Genomic DNA, 14,032 nt, shown 5'->3' with positions numbered 1-14,032 from the left:
GAGCACGACCTGGTCGTCCGCCGTCGGAGGACCGCCGGCCAGCCCGGCGTACGCGCCGAGCGCGGCGGCCGACCACGGCCGGGCCGTCCCGGCGGTCCCGGCCACCTCGATCGGGGCCTGGTGCGCGGGTACCGCCTCGGCGACTCCGGCCAGCGCGGCCAGCCGGGCCGGCAGGTCGGCCGGCAGCGGAGCGGAGTACGCGGTCCTCGTTGTCGAGGTCGTCCGCTCGTCGCCGGTGCCGGTGGTGACCGAGACGGTGTTCGGGCCGGCGACCACCACATCGGCGTTCCGGTACCACTGCGGGGCGCGATCCGTTCCACCGACGCTGGCGGCCAGGGTGAGCCCGGTGGTCGCCAGGAGGCAGACGCCGAGCGCGAGCGCCAGGAAGGTACCGACGAACGCGGTCCAGCGGCTTCGGAAGGTCTGGACGGCGAGCGTCAGCATGACTCCGAGTCAATCGGAGCCGGCGGTCCGGCACACTCCCGGCGACCGGCATCTCCCGGGTAGGGACAGCCCTACCCGATCGAGGAGCCGCTCAGACGGCGAAGGTCTCCGGGCGCTCGTTCGCCGGGGCCGGGGGATGGGCCTTCCAGACCCCGAGGCGCTGCGCGGTGAGCCGGGCCACGTACGCGGGGTTGAGCACCATGTAACGGTGCCAGAGCCGCTTCGGCTCCAGGCCGAACCGCCACAGCCATTCCAGGCCGACCCGCTGCATCCACGGCGGTGGCTTCCGGAGCAGTCCGGCGTGGTAGTCGAACGCGGCACCGACGGCCATCAGCGGCATGTCGAGCAGGGGCCGCATGGCGTAGGTGAAGACTTCCTGCCGGGGGCAGCCGAGACCGACAAGCACCAGTCGGGCGCCGGACGCCCGGATCCGGTCGGCGATCTCCGCGTCCTCGCCCGGTCGCACCGGCCGGAACTTCGACGACTCCACACCGGCGATCTTCAGCGCCGGGAACATCCGCTCCAGTTGCGGGACCAGCCGCGCGAGGGTGTCGTCGGTGGACCCGTACAGGTAGACCGGCATGCCCTCGTCGGCGAACCGGGACAGCACGCTCAGCGTCAGGTCGGGTCCGTAGACCCGCTCGGCGAGCGCGGCACGGTGCAGCAGATTGAGCGCCCACCGGACCGGCTGCCCGTCCGGGGTGACCACGTCGAACGCGTTGAGCCGGGCGTTGTGTGCCGGATCGAGCACCCCGGTCATCACCCCGTGCACGGCGAGCGCGGTCAGCGCCAGCGACTGGCGTTCACGCCCGGCGGCCACCACCTGTTCGGTCGCCGCCTCGTAGTCGATCGCGTCGACCAGCACGCCCAGCACATTGCGCTTACCCCGCGAGATCACGGCCTCTCCTCGCTGCGCCCGCTCACGGCCTCTCCTCGCGTCGACTGGTTGGGGCGCTCACGGTACAGGCACCCACTTGTCGACGTTGGCGGCGTGGATCTCCTGGAGGATCATCGGTACGTCGTAGATCTGCTTCCAGCCCGGATAGTCCCGCTGGAACGCGGCGTTGGAGCCGATCCACCACTGGTGGTCGCCGACCCGGTTGGCCTCGTGGTACTCGGTGGTCATCTCCTGGCCGGTGATCTGCTCGGCCAGGGCGAACGCCTCCCGCATCGAGGTGTTGGAGTGTCGCCCACCACCCAGGTTGTAGACCGCCGCCGAGCGCGGGTTGCGGAAGAACGCCTCGAAGGCGGCGACCACGTCGTGGCTGTGGATCGCGTCCCGGACCTGCTTGCCCTGGTAGCCGAAGATCTTGTACGTCCGTCGCTCCATGTTGGCCCGCATGACGTACCCGAGGAAGCCGTGCAGTTCCGTGGCGGAGTGCGCCGGACCGGTCAACGTGCCGCCCCGGAAGCAGGCGGTCTTCATGCCGAAGTAGCGGCCGTACTCCTGCACCATCACGTCGGCGGCCACCTTCGAGGCGCCGAAGACGGAGTGCAACGAGCCGTCGATCGACATGTCCTCCTTGATGCCGTCGAAGTAGGGGTGGTCCACCGCGAGTTCCCAGCGGGTCTCCTGCTCCTCGAGCGGAAGGCTGTTCGGCCGGTCGCCGTAGACCTTGTTCGTCGAGCAGTGGATGACGGGGGCGTCGATGCAGTGTTCCCGCACGTTCTGCAGGACGTTGAGGGTGCCGCCCGCGTTGACGTCGAAGTCGGTGAACGGGTCGCGCAGGGCCCAGTCGTGCGACGGCTGTGCGGCGGTGTGGATCACCACAGCGATGTCGCGGCCGTACCGCCGGAAGATTCCCGCCAGCGCGTCCCGGTCGCGGATGTCGACGTCGTGATGCGTGTACGCGTCGCCGAGATCACTTGTCAGCCGCAGCACGTTCCAGGCGGTCGACGCCTCGGCGCCGAAGAACCGGCTGCGCATGTCGTTGTCGATACCGACCACGGCCAGCCCGAGCCCGGCAAAGTGCCGGACCGCCTCGGATCCGATCAGGCCACCGGATCCGGTCACCAACGCGACACTCACACGTCACTCCTGGTTCGCCTCGGGTCGGAAACCACCGGAGCATAGCGCGGTGGCGCCTTTGCCCCGATATGAACGAGGGGCCCCGTGTTACCACGGAGCCCCTCGTAGCGGTGGGGAAGGGGGGAGTTGAACCCCCACGCCCTTTCGGGCACACGGACCTGAACCGTGCGCGTCTGCCATTCCGCCACTTCCCCTTGCGAGGCTGATCCGCGCCGTCCCGTGTTCTCGCCTGAGAACCACGGACCGACCCGGTTCATCCTCCGAGCGTGCCACAGGACCATAACAATTCTGTCCGGAGGCCACTCTTCGGCATGTGCCGGGACATACTACGCTGTCCCTACTGCCGCCGTGAACGTTACCGCTCGCGGCGGATGGAAGAGTAGCACGACAAAACCCGGCTGCTGAGAGAGGCCGGCAGCAGGCGGCCGAGCGGCGTGCGAGCCGTATGTGCAACGGCCGGATACCATCATGTCCTCGGAACCCGAGGAGGAGCCGGTGAGCGTGCTGCAACGCTTTGAGAAGCGTCTGGAGGGCCTGGTAGAGGGGGCCTTCGCAAAGGTGTTCAAAGGGGTCGTGCACCCCGTCGAGATCCTCAACGCGATGCAGCGGGAGGCGGAGGCGCACAAGGCGATCCTCGCCGGCGGGCGCACTCTCGTACCTAACCGCTACGTGATCGATCTCTCACCATATGACCACAGTCGGCTGGCGCCGTACGCCGCCGCGCTGGCCCAGGAACTGGCACAGTCCCAGGCCGAATTCATCGGCGAGCAGGCGTGGACCGTCTACGGCGACGTCATCGTCGAGATCGAGCGCGGGGACGGCCTGGACACCGGGATGTTCCGGGTCACCGCCGAGGTCTACACCGGTGGCGACGTGGCACCGGTGCACCAGTCGTCGCCGTACGACCAGCCCGGCGGACCCCAGCCCGGCTACCCGCCGTACGACCAGGGGGGCGGCTACGGTCCGCCACCCGGACACGGTGGCGGTGGGCGCAACATCCGGCTCGTCTCGGGCGACGGACGGACGTACCCGTTGCAGATGGGCTCCACGGTGATCGGCCGGGGTGACCAGGCCAACCTGCGACTGCCGGACGTCGGCATCTCCCGCCGGCACGCGCGGCTCGACTTCGACGGCGCCCAGGTGGTGCTGACCGACCTCGGGTCGACCAACGGCACCATGGTCAACGGCCAGCGGGTCTCGGCCGTGGCGCTGAACCCGGGCGACATGATCCAGCTCGGTACGACCACCCTGACGTTCCGCGTGGACGGTTGACGCCTTGCCCCCATTCGTCATCACCGTCGCCCGGATCGGGTTCATCGTCCTGCTGTGGATCTTCGTGTTCACGGTGGTTGGTGTGATCCGTCGGGACCTCTTCGCGGGAGCGAGGTCCAGCCGCCTCGTCGCCGCGCCGCGCGGGGTGGGGGCCGTGCTCGGGAACACCAAACCGGCGAAGGTCAAGCGGGGACGGGCGGCCCACCAACTGGTCGTCACCGCCGGCCAGCTCGCCGGTACGCGGATAACCCTCGGCGAGGCGCAGATCACCATCGGCCGGGCGGAGGACTCGACGCTGGTCATCACCGACGACTACGCCTCGGCCCGGCACGCCCGGCTCGTGCCCCGGTCCGGACAGTGGTTCGTCGAAGATCTCGGCTCGACTAACGGGACCTACCTCGATCGCGCTAAGGTCACCGGACCTACCCCCGTCCCCCTCGGCGTGCCGATCCGAATCGGCCGCACTTCCCTCGAATTACGGCCATGACTCTGACCATGCGTTATGCGGCGCACAGCGACCGCGGGCTGATCCGAGACGGCAATCAAGACTCCGTCTATGCCGGGCCACGGCTCCTCGCCGTGGCCGATGGCATGGGTGGAATGGCCGCCGGTGACGTCGCCAGCAACATCGTCATCGGTGCCATGGCCCCGCTCGACGAGGATGTCCCCGGGGACTCCCTCGTCGATGCCCTGCGGTCCGCCGTGGACACCGCCAACCAGCAGTTGCGCGACACCGTGGACGCCAATCCGCATCTGGAGGGGATGGGCACGACGCTCACCGCTCTGCTGTTCTCGGGCAGCAAGATCGGTATGGTGCACATCGGTGACTCCCGCGCATATCTGCTCCGAGAGGGCGAATTCGCCCAGGTCACCAAGGACGACACGTACGTCCAGATGCTGGTCGACGAGGGCCGGATCAGCCTGGAGGAGGCGAGTAGTCACCCACAGCGGTCCCTGCTCACCCGGGCGCTGGACGGTCGCGACATCGACCCCGAATACTCGGTCCGCCAGGTGCTGCCCGGCGACCGGTACCTCATCTGCAGTGACGGGCTCTCCGGAGTCGTCAGCGCGGAGACCATCGGGGACACGCTGCGCAACCACCAGGATCCACAGGCGTGCGTCGAGCGGCTGGTGCAGCTCGCGCTGCGCGGCGGTGGCCCCGACAACATCACCGTGATCATCGCCGACGCGACCGACCAGGACATCCTGGAAGCGGCGCCGATCGTCGGCGGCGCGGCGGCCCGGGATCGCGGGATGGCGACCTCGGCCGACGACTCGACGCCGGCGGCCCGTGCCTCCGCGCTGTCCCCGCCCCGTCCGGCCAGTCCGGAGCAGACCGATTCCGACCAGGGCGGCGACGAGGACTCCGAGCGGCCCCGTCGGCGTCCGCTGCGGACCGCCCTGATGCTCGTGGCGCTGCTCGGCCTCGTCGGCGGCGGACTCTGGTTCGGCTGGAGCGTGACCCAGCAGCAGTACTACGTCGGTGCCACCGACGACGGGCAGTTGGCGGTCTTCCAGGGAGTGCCGGGCCGGATCGCCGGGCTCGACCTGTCGAAGGTGCACGCGACCAGCCCCACCGAGCTGGACGACCTGACCGACGCCGCCCAGGAACAGGTCAAGCAGGGCATCCAGGCGAAGGACCAGCCCGACGCCGAACGTCGGCTCGCCGAGCTGACCAACGACGACCCGGGCAACCCCAACCTGAAGCCGATCTGCCCGCCGAGCGCCACGCCGGGTGGCACACCCACGGTGAGCGCCACCACGCCACCACCGGCCACGCCGAGCGCCACCCCCGACCCGACCGCGCGAGCAACCGCCACCCCGGCGGGTACGCCCGACGCGCCACCGTCCGACCCGATCCCGCCGGTCATCGACCCCGCGGGATGCCGGTCGATCGAGTGAGCGTCAGCTCCGACGATCCGAGGGAATCATCGTGACCGCCCCACCTGGATCGGCATCGACGCCCGCACCCACGGGCGAGATGCCACGCGTCCGGGTGGCCGCCAAATCCAGGCGGAACGCCGAGCTGGGGCTGCTCCTGCTGGCGATGGCGGTGGTGGCGGCGTACGCGGCGACGGTCGAGGCCAACCTCCTCGACACCGTGACGCTGGACTTCTGGGTGCCGATCGCGGCGGTCGGCGCGGTGTTCCTCGCCCTGCACCTGGTGGTCCGCTTCCTGGCCCCGTACGCCGATCCGGTGCTGGTCCCGGCGGTCGCCCTGGTCAACGGTCTCGGCGTGGCCTTCCTCCGGCGGCTGGACCTGGCAAACGCCGCGCCCGAGGAGCGCGCCGACTTCGCGATCTTCTCCGGCACCGGCGGGCGGCAGCTCGCCTGGACGCTGGCCTCGGTGATCCTGGCCGCCGGACTGCTGGTACTGATGCGCGACCACCGGGCCGTCTCCCGGTACGCGTACACCCTCGGCCTGGCCGGCATCGTGCTGGTGATCATCCCGGCGGTGCTGCCGGCCCGCTACTCGCAGGTCAACCCGCAGTCGGACGCCAAGCTGTGGATCAGCGTCGGCGGGTTCACGATCCAGCCAGGCGAGTTCGCCAAGCTGGCGCTGCTGGTCTTCTTCGCCTATTACCTGGTACGCAAGCGCGAGGTGCTGTCGCTGGCCAGCCGGCGCTTCCTGGGCGTCGACTTCCCGCGTGGCCGGGACCTCGGGCCGGTCGTCGTGGTCTGGATCATCAGTCTCGGCGTGCTGGTCTTCCAGAAGGACCTCGGCACCTCGCTGCTCTATTTCGGCATGTTCGTGGTCACCCTCTACATCGCCACCGAACGGGTCAGTTGGCTGATCATCGGTCTGCTGCTCTTCTTCGGCGGCGCGTTCCTCGCCTACTTCCTCGGCAGCACCGTCGGTGGCCCGTTCGCCAACTTCTACACCCGGGTGGAGATCTGGCTCGACCCGTACGGCGATGCGTACGGCGCCGGCTGGCAGCCCTTGCAGGGGCTGCTGGGGCTCGGCACGGGCGGCCTGTTCGGGACCGGGCCGGGTGGCGGCCAGCCGACCCAGATCCCCGAGGTGCACAACGACTTCATCTTCGCCGGGATGGGTGAGGAGATCGGCCTGTTCGGCCTCTCCGCCCTGCTGGTGATCTACTTGTTGATCATCGAGCGGGGCCTGCGGGCCGCGCTCGCCGTCCGGGACTCCTTCGGCAAGCTGCTCGCCGGTGGACTCTCCTTCACGCTCTGCCTGCAACTCTTCGTCATCATCGGTGGCATCAGCAGCCTTATCCCGCTCACCGGTCAGACCACGCCGTTCCTCTCCGCGGGCGGCTCGTCGCTGATGGCGAACTGGCTGCTGGTGGCGACGTTGCTGCGGATCTCCGACGCCGCGCGCCGGCCCGTCGAGACGGGCACCGGCCCTCGGCCCAGCGGGGCACCCGCGACTCCACCGCCCCAGTTGCACGGCGCGACAACGGAGGTGATCAGACCGTGAACGCACCTCTGCGCCGGGTGGGCGTCGTCGTGATGGTCCTGTTCGGCCTGCTCTTCGCCAACCTCAACTGGGTACAGGCCTACAAGGCCGACGAGTACCGCACCAGCGACTACAACGGTCGGGTGCAGGTCGCCGAGTACGAGCGCAAGCGGGGCATCATCGAGGCGGGCGGAACCCCCTTGGCGACCAGCCGGGAGACCGGTGGCGAGCTGAAGTACCTCCGCTCCTACCCCAAGGGCGAGCTGTACGCCCACGCGCTCGGCTACAAGCCGGTCAACCTGGCCGACACCGGCATCGAGAAGAGCGAGAACGAGTTCCTCGCCGGCACCAGCGACCAGCTCTTCGCCGACCGGGTACGGGACCTGTTCACCGGCAACCAGACCGCCGGCGGCAACATCCTGCTGACCCTCTCGCCACGGGCCCAGGAGATGGCGTTCCGGCAACTCGCCGAGAACGAGAAGAACGTGACCAGGGGCGCGGCGGTGGCGATCGACCCGGCGACCGGGGCGATCCAGGCGCTCGTCTCCATGCCGAGCTTCGACCCGAACCCGCTGGTCGACCACGACTCCAAGAAGGCCGAGGCGGCGTACAAGCAGCTGGACAACGCCAAGGACGGCCCCCTGAAGAACCGGGCGCTCGCCGAGACGCTGCCGCCGGGCTCCACCTTCAAGGTCATCACCTCGGCGGCCGCGCTGGAGAACGGGTACACCCCGAGCACCCAGATCCCGGCGGGGCCGAGCTACCTGGCGCCGACCGCCGGCGTGCCGATCCGCAACGCGGCGACGAGCATCTGCCCCGAGTCGCAGGTGACCCTGAAAGAGGCGTTGACCGAGTCGTGCAACACCGGCTTCGCCCGGCTCGGCGTCACGCTCGGTGCCGAGAAGCTCAAGGCGGAGGCCCGGAAGTTCGGCTTCGAGGACGAGGAACTGGCCGTGGGTCGGCTCAACGGTGCCGGCCAGGCCGTCGCGGCCAGCCGTACCGGCTCGATGCAGACTCCGGACGGTCGGGACGACCCGCCGACGCTCGCCCAGTCCTCGATCGGGCAGAACGACGTGCGGATGACCCCGCTGCAGGGCGCGATGATCGCGGCCGCGGTGGCGAACAACGGCCGGCAGATGCGGCCGTACCTCGTGCAGCAGCAGCTCGGCCCGGACCGCACCACCGACTACTACACCGCCGTACCGAAGGAGCTGCGCGAGCCGGTCAGCCCCCAGGTCGCCCGCGACCTTCAGGACATGATGGTCAGCGTGGTGCAGAGCGGCACCGGCACCAAGGCCAAGATCTCCGGCTACCGGGTCGGCGGCAAGACCGGCACCGCCGAGACCGGCGGCACCAACGGCGACCAGGGCTGGTTCATCGGCTTCGCGATCAACAGCGCCGGGGTGCCGGTCTCCGCGGTCTGCGTGCTGCTGGAGGACGCCGGCTCGGGCGGTAGTGCCGAGGCGGCGCGGATCAGCAGGGAGATCATGCGCGCGGTCATCGCCGACCGGGGAGGTCGGTGAGATGCTCAAGCCCGGAGTGCTGCTCGGTAGCCGGTACCGGCTCGACGAGCGGATCGCCGGTGGCGGCATGGGCGACGTGTGGCGGGGTACCGACGAGGTGCTCGGCCGTACGGTGGCGGTCAAGATCCTGCTGCCGGCGTTGCTGGACGAACCCGGCTTCGCCGAGCGGTTCCGGGGTGAGGCCCGGACCATGGCGACCATCAACCACCCCGGCGTGGTCGACGTCTACGACTACGGCAGCGACCAGCAGATCGCCTTCCTCGTGATGGAGTACGTCGAGGGTGACGCCCTGTCCCGCACCCTGGGCCGGGTCGGCCGGCTCACCCCGGCCCGCACCATGGCACTGGTCGCGCAGGCCGCCGACGCGTTGCAGGCGGCCCATGACAAGGGCATCGTGCACCGCGACGTGAAGCCCGGAAACCTCCTGGTCCGGCCGAACGGCACGCTGGTGCTTACCGATTTCGGCATCGCCCGCTCGGCCATGGTCGGCCAGCTCACCGCTGCCGGCTCGGTGCTCGGCACCGCGTCCTACATCTCGCCGGAGCAGGCGGCCGGCGCGGTCGCCACCCCCACCTCCGACGTCTACGCACTCGGCGTGGTCGCCTACCAGTGCCTCGCCGGCCGTCGACCGTTCGAGGGCAACAGTGCGATCGAGATCGCCATGAAGCACGTCCGGGAGACTCCCCGGCAGTTGCCCGGGGACATCCCGCCCGCGATCCGGGCGATCGTCGAGCGCTCGATGGCCAAGGACCCCGGAGCCCGCTGGCAGAGTGCCGCCGAGTTGGCCGCGGTGTCCCGGCAGGCGGCCGCCACGGTCGGCACCGGGTCGGGGCAGCCGGCCCGGCCGCTCGGCACGGTGCCCGTACCGCCGCAGCGGCCCGCCGGCCCGGCCCAGCCCGTTCCGCAGCACGGTCCGGCCGGGATCCCGTCGGCAACCCGGGTGCCGCCGCCCGGAGCCGGGGTCGCGCCGCATTCGCCGGCCGCGCCAATGTCGCGCCCGCCGGCCGGTGCGGTCGCCGGAGCGGGCGGATACAGCCGGGGGGCCGCCGCCGTGCCGCAGCCGGTCCGGCCTCGACCGGAACCGGCATACTCGTACCCGAGGCATCCGGTGCCGTCGTCGGCGCCGCAGCCCGGGAACCGCTCATTGGTGATCGTGCTTCTCGTCGTACTGGGCCTGTTGGTACTGATCTGCTCCGGCGTGATTGCCTTTCAGTGGCGGAAGAGCAACGACAGCAACAGCGCGATGCCATCGCAGAAAGCGGCGATATCGGTATTGCGGTCGGAAGACGGACGCGACGGGCCGCTCGGTGCGCCGTACCGTCAGGTGGAGCGAGTCGTGTATCCCGGCGGGGTGACCAGATGAGCGAAGGACGACTGACGAGATGACGGCGCAGGCCCGCCTGCTGGGTGGCAGGTATCAGGTCGGCGAGCTGCTCGGTTACGGCGGCATGGCCGAGGTACACCGGGGGCGTGACCTCCGGCTCGGCCGTGATGTCGCGATTAAGATGCTTCGTACCGATCTGGCCCGAGATGACACGTTTCAGATGCGTTTCCGGCGCGAGGCACAGAACGCGGCCTCGCTGAACCATCCGGCGATCGTCGCCGTCTACGACACCGGCGAGGAGATCGCGCCCACCGGCGAGACGCTGCCGTTCATCGTGATGGAGTTCGTCAACGGACGGACCCTCAAGGAGGTGCTCGCGGCCGAGGGCCGGCTACAGCCCCGCCGGGCACTGGAGATCACCGCGGACGTCTGCGCCGCCCTGGAGTTCAGCCACCGGCACGGCATCATCCACCGGGACATCAAGCCCGGCAACGTGATGATGACCCTGAACGGCCAGGTCAAGGTCATGGACTTCGGCATCGCCCGGGCGCTGGCCAGCGGGGCGACCACGATGACACAGACCAGCGCGGTGATCGGTACTGCCCAGTACCTCTCGCCCGAGCAGGCCCGGGGCGAGGCGGTCGACGCCCGCTCCGACGTCTACGCGGCCGGTTGCGTGCTGTTCGAACTGATCTGCGGGCATCCGCCGTTCGTCGGCGACAGCCCGGTCAGCGTCGCCTACCAGCACGTCCGGGAGGATCCGCCGGCACCGAGCGACATCAACCGGGACGTCACCCCGCCGATCGACGCGATAGTGCTGAAGGCGCTGTCGAAGAACCCGCTGAACCGGTACCAGAGCGCCGGCGAGATGCGCGCCGACCTGCTCCGCGCGGCGGCTGGCCGCCCGGTCATGGCCACCCCGGTCATGCGCGAGGACGAGACGATGGCGATGTCGCAGACGGCGACCCGCCCGATGCAGGGCGGCAACCGGCCGATGCCGCCGGCCCGGGTCGGGGACGCCCGGCGACGCCGCGCGTCGGCCTGGGTACTGGCCGCGCTGAGCGGCCTCGGTGTGCTCGCGGTGATCGCCCTGGTCGCCGCCCTGTTGATCAACAACAAGGGCGGTGGCAACCAGGCCACCGTCGAGGTGCCGAACGTCGTCGGCAGCACCAAGCAGGTCGCCGAGGACACGCTGCGGCAGGTCGGTCTCACACCGGTGGCCGGCAATCCGGACACCAGTGACACCTGCAAGATCGGGCAGGTCACCGGGCAGAGCCAGCCGGCGGCCAGCAAGGTCGAGCCGAACACCGAGGTCCAGATCGTGGTCTGCGCGGGCCCGGGCAAGGTGAAGATTCCCGCCAACCTGGTCGGATCGAAGTTCGACTCCGTCGAGGGCCAGTTGAAGGACCTCGACCTCGTGGTCGTCAAGAAAGAAGTGAACAGCGACGAGCCCAAGGGCATCGTCACCAAGGTGGACCCGCCTGGGGGTCGCGAGGTCGAGAAGGGCAGCACGGTCACCGTCGAGGTCTCCAGGGGCAACGTCGTCTCGGTGCCGAACGTCGTCGGCCAGTCCGAGGAGGACGCGCGGGAGACCCTGGACAGGGCGGGCTTCGAGGTGCGGGTGGTCGAGGGCAACGAGGTGCCCCGCAACCAGGCCGGCGAGGTGCAGTCCCAGAACCCGCGCGCCAACGAGAAGAAGGCGACCGGCAGCACCGTAACCATCACCGTCACGGTTCCCGAGGAAGAGCCCAACAACCCGCCGCCGACCACGCCCACCCAGACGACGTCGCCCGGGACCGGCGGTGGGCTCTTCCCGCCGCTGAACCCGCCGGCGAACCGGCCGGAGACGCGCTGAGCGGGCACGGTGCGGAGACGCGCTGAGGCGGAGACGCGCTGAGCGGGCACGGCGCCGGCCGGCGCCGCGCCCGGCGAGGCCGACCGCCGCTCGGCGAACCGGCCGGACAGGCCCGGGTCAGACGGTGACGAAGGCCGAGCGCCGCCGGGCGTCCACCTCGGCGGCCAGGGCGGGAGCACGCTCCAGTGCGGCTGGCAGGCCACAGACAGCCAGCCAGTTCGCCAGCATCAGATGACCACCCTCGGTCAGCACCGACTCGGGATGGAACTGCACGCCCTCGATCGGCAGGGTCCGGTGGCGCATCGCCATCACCACCCCCGACTCCGTCCAGCCGGTCACCTCGATCTCGGCCGGCAGGGTCTCCGGCAGCACCGCGAGCGAGTGGTAGCGGGTGGCGGTGAACGGATCCGGCAACCCCGCCAGCACGCCCTCGGCGCGGTGCCGGACCTCGGACGTCTTGCCGTGCAGTAGCTCGGGAGCCCGGGTGACGGTGCCGCCGAACGCGGCACCGATGGCCTGGTGGCCCAGGCAGACGCCGAGGATCGGCAGCTCGCCGCCGTACTCCCGGATCACGTCGAGACAGATCCCGGCCCGGTCGGGTGTGCCGGGGCCGGGTGACAGCAGCACCCCGGAGACGTCGAGCCGGCCCACCTCGGCGAGGTCGACCTCGTCGTTGCGGCGTACCTCGCACTCGGCGCCGAGCTGACCGAGGTACTGCACGAGGTTGAAGACGAACGAGTCGTAGTTGTCGATCACGAGGACGCGCATCGGGCCTACCTGGTGGGGCTCGGGGGCGGAGTGTTGTTCTCTTCCGTGTCGTACGGCAACTCGTGGCCGTCGCCGGTCGGCTCGGGAACCTCGATTCCCGGATCGCCGTTGCCCCCGGTGTCGCCGCCCGGCACCCCGGAGTCCTGGGTGACCTGGACGTCGTCGAACGGCAGCAGCGGCTCGGCCCAGGGGAACACGACGTACCAGAGCAGGGCCAGCAGGCTGGCGGTGATCAGTAACGAGCCGACCAGCTTGCCCGGAAGCCCGAACGGCAACTTCCGCCAGATCCATCCGTACATCGTCGGTCAGCCGCCCAACTCGACCGGTTTGGGTGCGCCCGGGGTCTTCGGCTCGGTCCGGACCAGCTTCGCGTGCACGATCAACCGTTGATAGTTGTCGAACTTCGGGTTACAGGTCGTGAGGGTCAGCATCGCGTCCTTGGCCTTGACTCCGGGCTTGCCCGGTACGGCAGCCACCACCTCGACCTGGCTCGGCTTGACGATGCGGGTCTGCGAGACCTGGTAGACGTACCAGGTGGTCTTCGACTCGACCACGATCGGGTCGCCGTCGTCGAGTTCGTCCAGTCGCCAGAACGTGGCCCGGTTCCGGTGACCGGCCACCGAGAAGTTCCCGATCTGGCCGGGCAGCGCGCTCTGCGGATAGTGGCCCGGCGCGTACCGGATGTCCTTCTGGGTGACCCCCTCCACCACGACCCAGTGCTTGTCCAGCTTCGGGATGTAGAGCCCGGCGATCGGCTTGCCACGTACCGGCTTGTCGGGTGAGGGAGTGGCGGTGGGGGTCGGCCCGACGGTCGGATCGGGGTCCCCCCACTGCTGGGCCAGTTCCTGGGTCAGGTCGTCCTGGTGCGCGTTGACGATCGTGGACTTGCCCCAGACCTCGTACGCGGCGAAGAGCAGCACCACCAGCCCGAAGGTGATCAGCACCTCTCCGGTGGTCCGGATTCCGGTGCGGATCCGGGAGCCGATCGACGGTCGGGTCAGTTCGGAGTAGACGCTCTTGTAGCCCTCGCCGGTCTGCTCCGGACGGAGCCGGACGACCTGCTCGCCGCGTCGGGGGCGCTGTTCGGCCTTGGCCGCCGAATCGTCGTCCGGTTCGTCACCGGCGGGCGGTGGGGGCGGGATGGCTCCGATGAGGGCCGTCGCCTCGATGTCGTCCCGGCGTGGCGTACCCGGTCCGGGCACGTGCGGAATGCTCCTGGTGGCCCCGTCGTCGCCGCTTCCCCGCCGGTTGGCGACGGTGGGGATCAGGGCGGTGGCCCCGGGATCCGGATTCGGGACCTTCGGGATGAGCGCGGTCGGACTGTCGGTCCGGTCGATTCCGCCGGGCCGCTCGGCCATTCCGGTCGCATCGGGGCCGGGCGGACGGATCTGGCTCTGTC

Annotated in this window: 12 protein-coding genes, 1 tRNA gene and 1 pseudogene; 7 read left to right on the top strand and 7 right to left on the bottom strand. The window is 70.0% G+C overall.

Translation table 11 applies throughout. The features are described 5' to 3' along the window. The 4 genes and pseudogenes from I0C86_RS07875 to I0C86_RS07860 all read right to left on the bottom strand — a co-directional run. Positions 1 to 444, bottom strand: a pseudogene (locus I0C86_RS07875) (ABC transporter permease); the annotation flags it as partial. 91 nt (positions 445 to 535) lie between these two features. Beyond that, the gene (locus I0C86_RS07870) at positions 536 to 1,342 is read right to left on the bottom strand and encodes a WecB/TagA/CpsF family glycosyltransferase (protein ID WP_196200547.1); all 807 of its coding nucleotides are present in this window, start codon (positions 1,340 to 1,342) and stop codon (positions 536 to 538) included. Between the two features lie 57 nt (positions 1,343 to 1,399). Further along, a complete protein-coding gene (locus I0C86_RS07865) occupies positions 1,400 to 2,473 on the bottom strand; it encodes an NAD-dependent epimerase/dehydratase family protein (RefSeq protein WP_196200546.1) in 1,074 nt (357 codons plus the stop codon). 111 nt (positions 2,474 to 2,584) lie between these two features. After that, positions 2,585 to 2,667 (bottom strand) — tRNA-Leu (locus I0C86_RS07860). Positions 2,668 to 2,941: 274 nt separating this feature from the next. Between I0C86_RS07860 and I0C86_RS07855 the strand changes: the two genes are divergently transcribed. The 7 genes from I0C86_RS07855 (at position 2,942) to pknB (ending at position 11,865) form a co-directional block, all read left to right on the top strand. Beyond that, a complete protein-coding gene (locus I0C86_RS07855; RefSeq protein ID WP_196200545.1) occupies positions 2,942 to 3,745 on the top strand; it encodes an FhaA domain-containing protein in 804 nt (267 codons plus the stop codon). Between the two features lie 4 nt (positions 3,746 to 3,749). Next, a complete protein-coding gene (locus I0C86_RS07850; protein ID WP_196200544.1) occupies positions 3,750 to 4,232 on the top strand; it encodes an FHA domain-containing protein FhaB/FipA in 483 nt (160 codons plus the stop codon). Then, positions 4,229 to 5,647 carry a PP2C family protein-serine/threonine phosphatase gene (locus I0C86_RS07845; protein ID WP_196200543.1) on the top strand — a complete coding sequence of 473 codons (1,419 nt, stop codon included), beginning with the start codon at positions 4,229 to 4,231 and terminating at the stop codon, positions 5,645 to 5,647. The genes I0C86_RS07850 and I0C86_RS07845 overlap by 4 nt, the downstream gene beginning before the upstream one ends. A gap of 79 nt (positions 5,648 to 5,726) precedes the next feature. Continuing rightward, positions 5,727 to 7,184: an FtsW/RodA/SpoVE family cell cycle protein gene (locus I0C86_RS07840; protein WP_196200549.1), complete on the top strand. Its 1,458-nt coding sequence runs from the start codon at positions 5,727 to 5,729 to the stop codon at positions 7,182 to 7,184. Beyond that, positions 7,181 to 8,686 carry a peptidoglycan D,D-transpeptidase FtsI family protein gene (locus I0C86_RS07835; protein WP_196200542.1) on the top strand — a complete coding sequence of 502 codons (1,506 nt, stop codon included), beginning with the start codon at positions 7,181 to 7,183 and terminating at the stop codon, positions 8,684 to 8,686. The genes I0C86_RS07840 and I0C86_RS07835 overlap by 4 nt, the downstream gene beginning before the upstream one ends. Position 8,687: 1 nt before the next feature. Then, a complete protein-coding gene (locus I0C86_RS07830; protein WP_196200541.1) occupies positions 8,688 to 10,049 on the top strand; it encodes a serine/threonine-protein kinase in 1,362 nt (453 codons plus the stop codon). A gap of 19 nt (positions 10,050 to 10,068) precedes the next feature. After that, positions 10,069 to 11,865 carry a Stk1 family PASTA domain-containing Ser/Thr kinase gene (gene pknB, locus I0C86_RS07825; RefSeq protein WP_196200540.1) on the top strand — a complete coding sequence of 599 codons (1,797 nt, stop codon included), beginning with the start codon at positions 10,069 to 10,071 and terminating at the stop codon, positions 11,863 to 11,865. Between the two features lie 117 nt (positions 11,866 to 11,982). Here the strand turns inward: pknB and I0C86_RS07820 are convergent, their stop codons facing one another. The 3 genes from I0C86_RS07820 to I0C86_RS07810 all read right to left on the bottom strand — a co-directional run. Continuing rightward, positions 11,983 to 12,633: an aminodeoxychorismate/anthranilate synthase component II gene (locus I0C86_RS07820; protein WP_196200539.1), complete on the bottom strand. Its 651-nt coding sequence runs from the start codon at positions 12,631 to 12,633 to the stop codon at positions 11,983 to 11,985. Between the two features lie 5 nt (positions 12,634 to 12,638). Further along, complete coding sequence (locus I0C86_RS07815; protein ID WP_196200538.1) at positions 12,639 to 12,932, bottom strand: hypothetical protein; 294 nt, start codon at positions 12,930 to 12,932, stop codon at positions 12,639 to 12,641. A 6-nt stretch (positions 12,933 to 12,938) separates the two neighbouring features. After that, on the bottom strand, positions 12,939 to 14,032 hold a 1,094-nt coding region (locus tag I0C86_RS07810), incomplete at its 5' end, for a class E sortase (protein WP_230393757.1).

Source organism: Plantactinospora alkalitolerans (genome assembly GCF_015690345.1).
Classification (GTDB): Bacteria; Actinomycetota; Actinomycetes; order Mycobacteriales; family Micromonosporaceae; genus Plantactinospora; species Plantactinospora alkalitolerans.
This window is presented reverse-complemented; position numbering and strand designations above follow the sequence as displayed.

What these genes read in the sequence shown, in the direction of transcription:
- I0C86_RS07855 (WP_196200545.1), top strand. Translation starts at nt 2,942, where the DNA reads ATGTCCTCGGAACCCGAGGAGGAGCCGGTGAGCGTGCTGCAACGCTTT.
- I0C86_RS07845 (WP_196200543.1), top strand. Translation starts at nt 4,229, where the DNA reads ATGACTCTGACCATGCGTTATGCGGCGCACAGCGACCGCGGGCTGATC.
- I0C86_RS07840 (WP_196200549.1), top strand. Translation starts at nt 5,727, where the DNA reads ATGCCACGCGTCCGGGTGGCCGCCAAATCCAGGCGGAACGCCGAGCTG.
- I0C86_RS07830 (WP_196200541.1), top strand. Translation starts at nt 8,688, where the DNA reads ATGCTCAAGCCCGGAGTGCTGCTCGGTAGCCGGTACCGGCTCGACGAG.
- pknB (WP_196200540.1), top strand. Translation starts at nt 10,069, where the DNA reads ATGACGGCGCAGGCCCGCCTGCTGGGTGGCAGGTATCAGGTCGGCGAG.
- I0C86_RS07820 (WP_196200539.1), bottom strand. Translation starts at nt 12,633, where the DNA reads ATGCGCGTCCTCGTGATCGACAACTACGACTCGTTCGTCTTCAACCTC.
- I0C86_RS07815 (WP_196200538.1), bottom strand. Translation starts at nt 12,932, where the DNA reads ATGTACGGATGGATCTGGCGGAAGTTGCCGTTCGGGCTTCCGGGCAAG.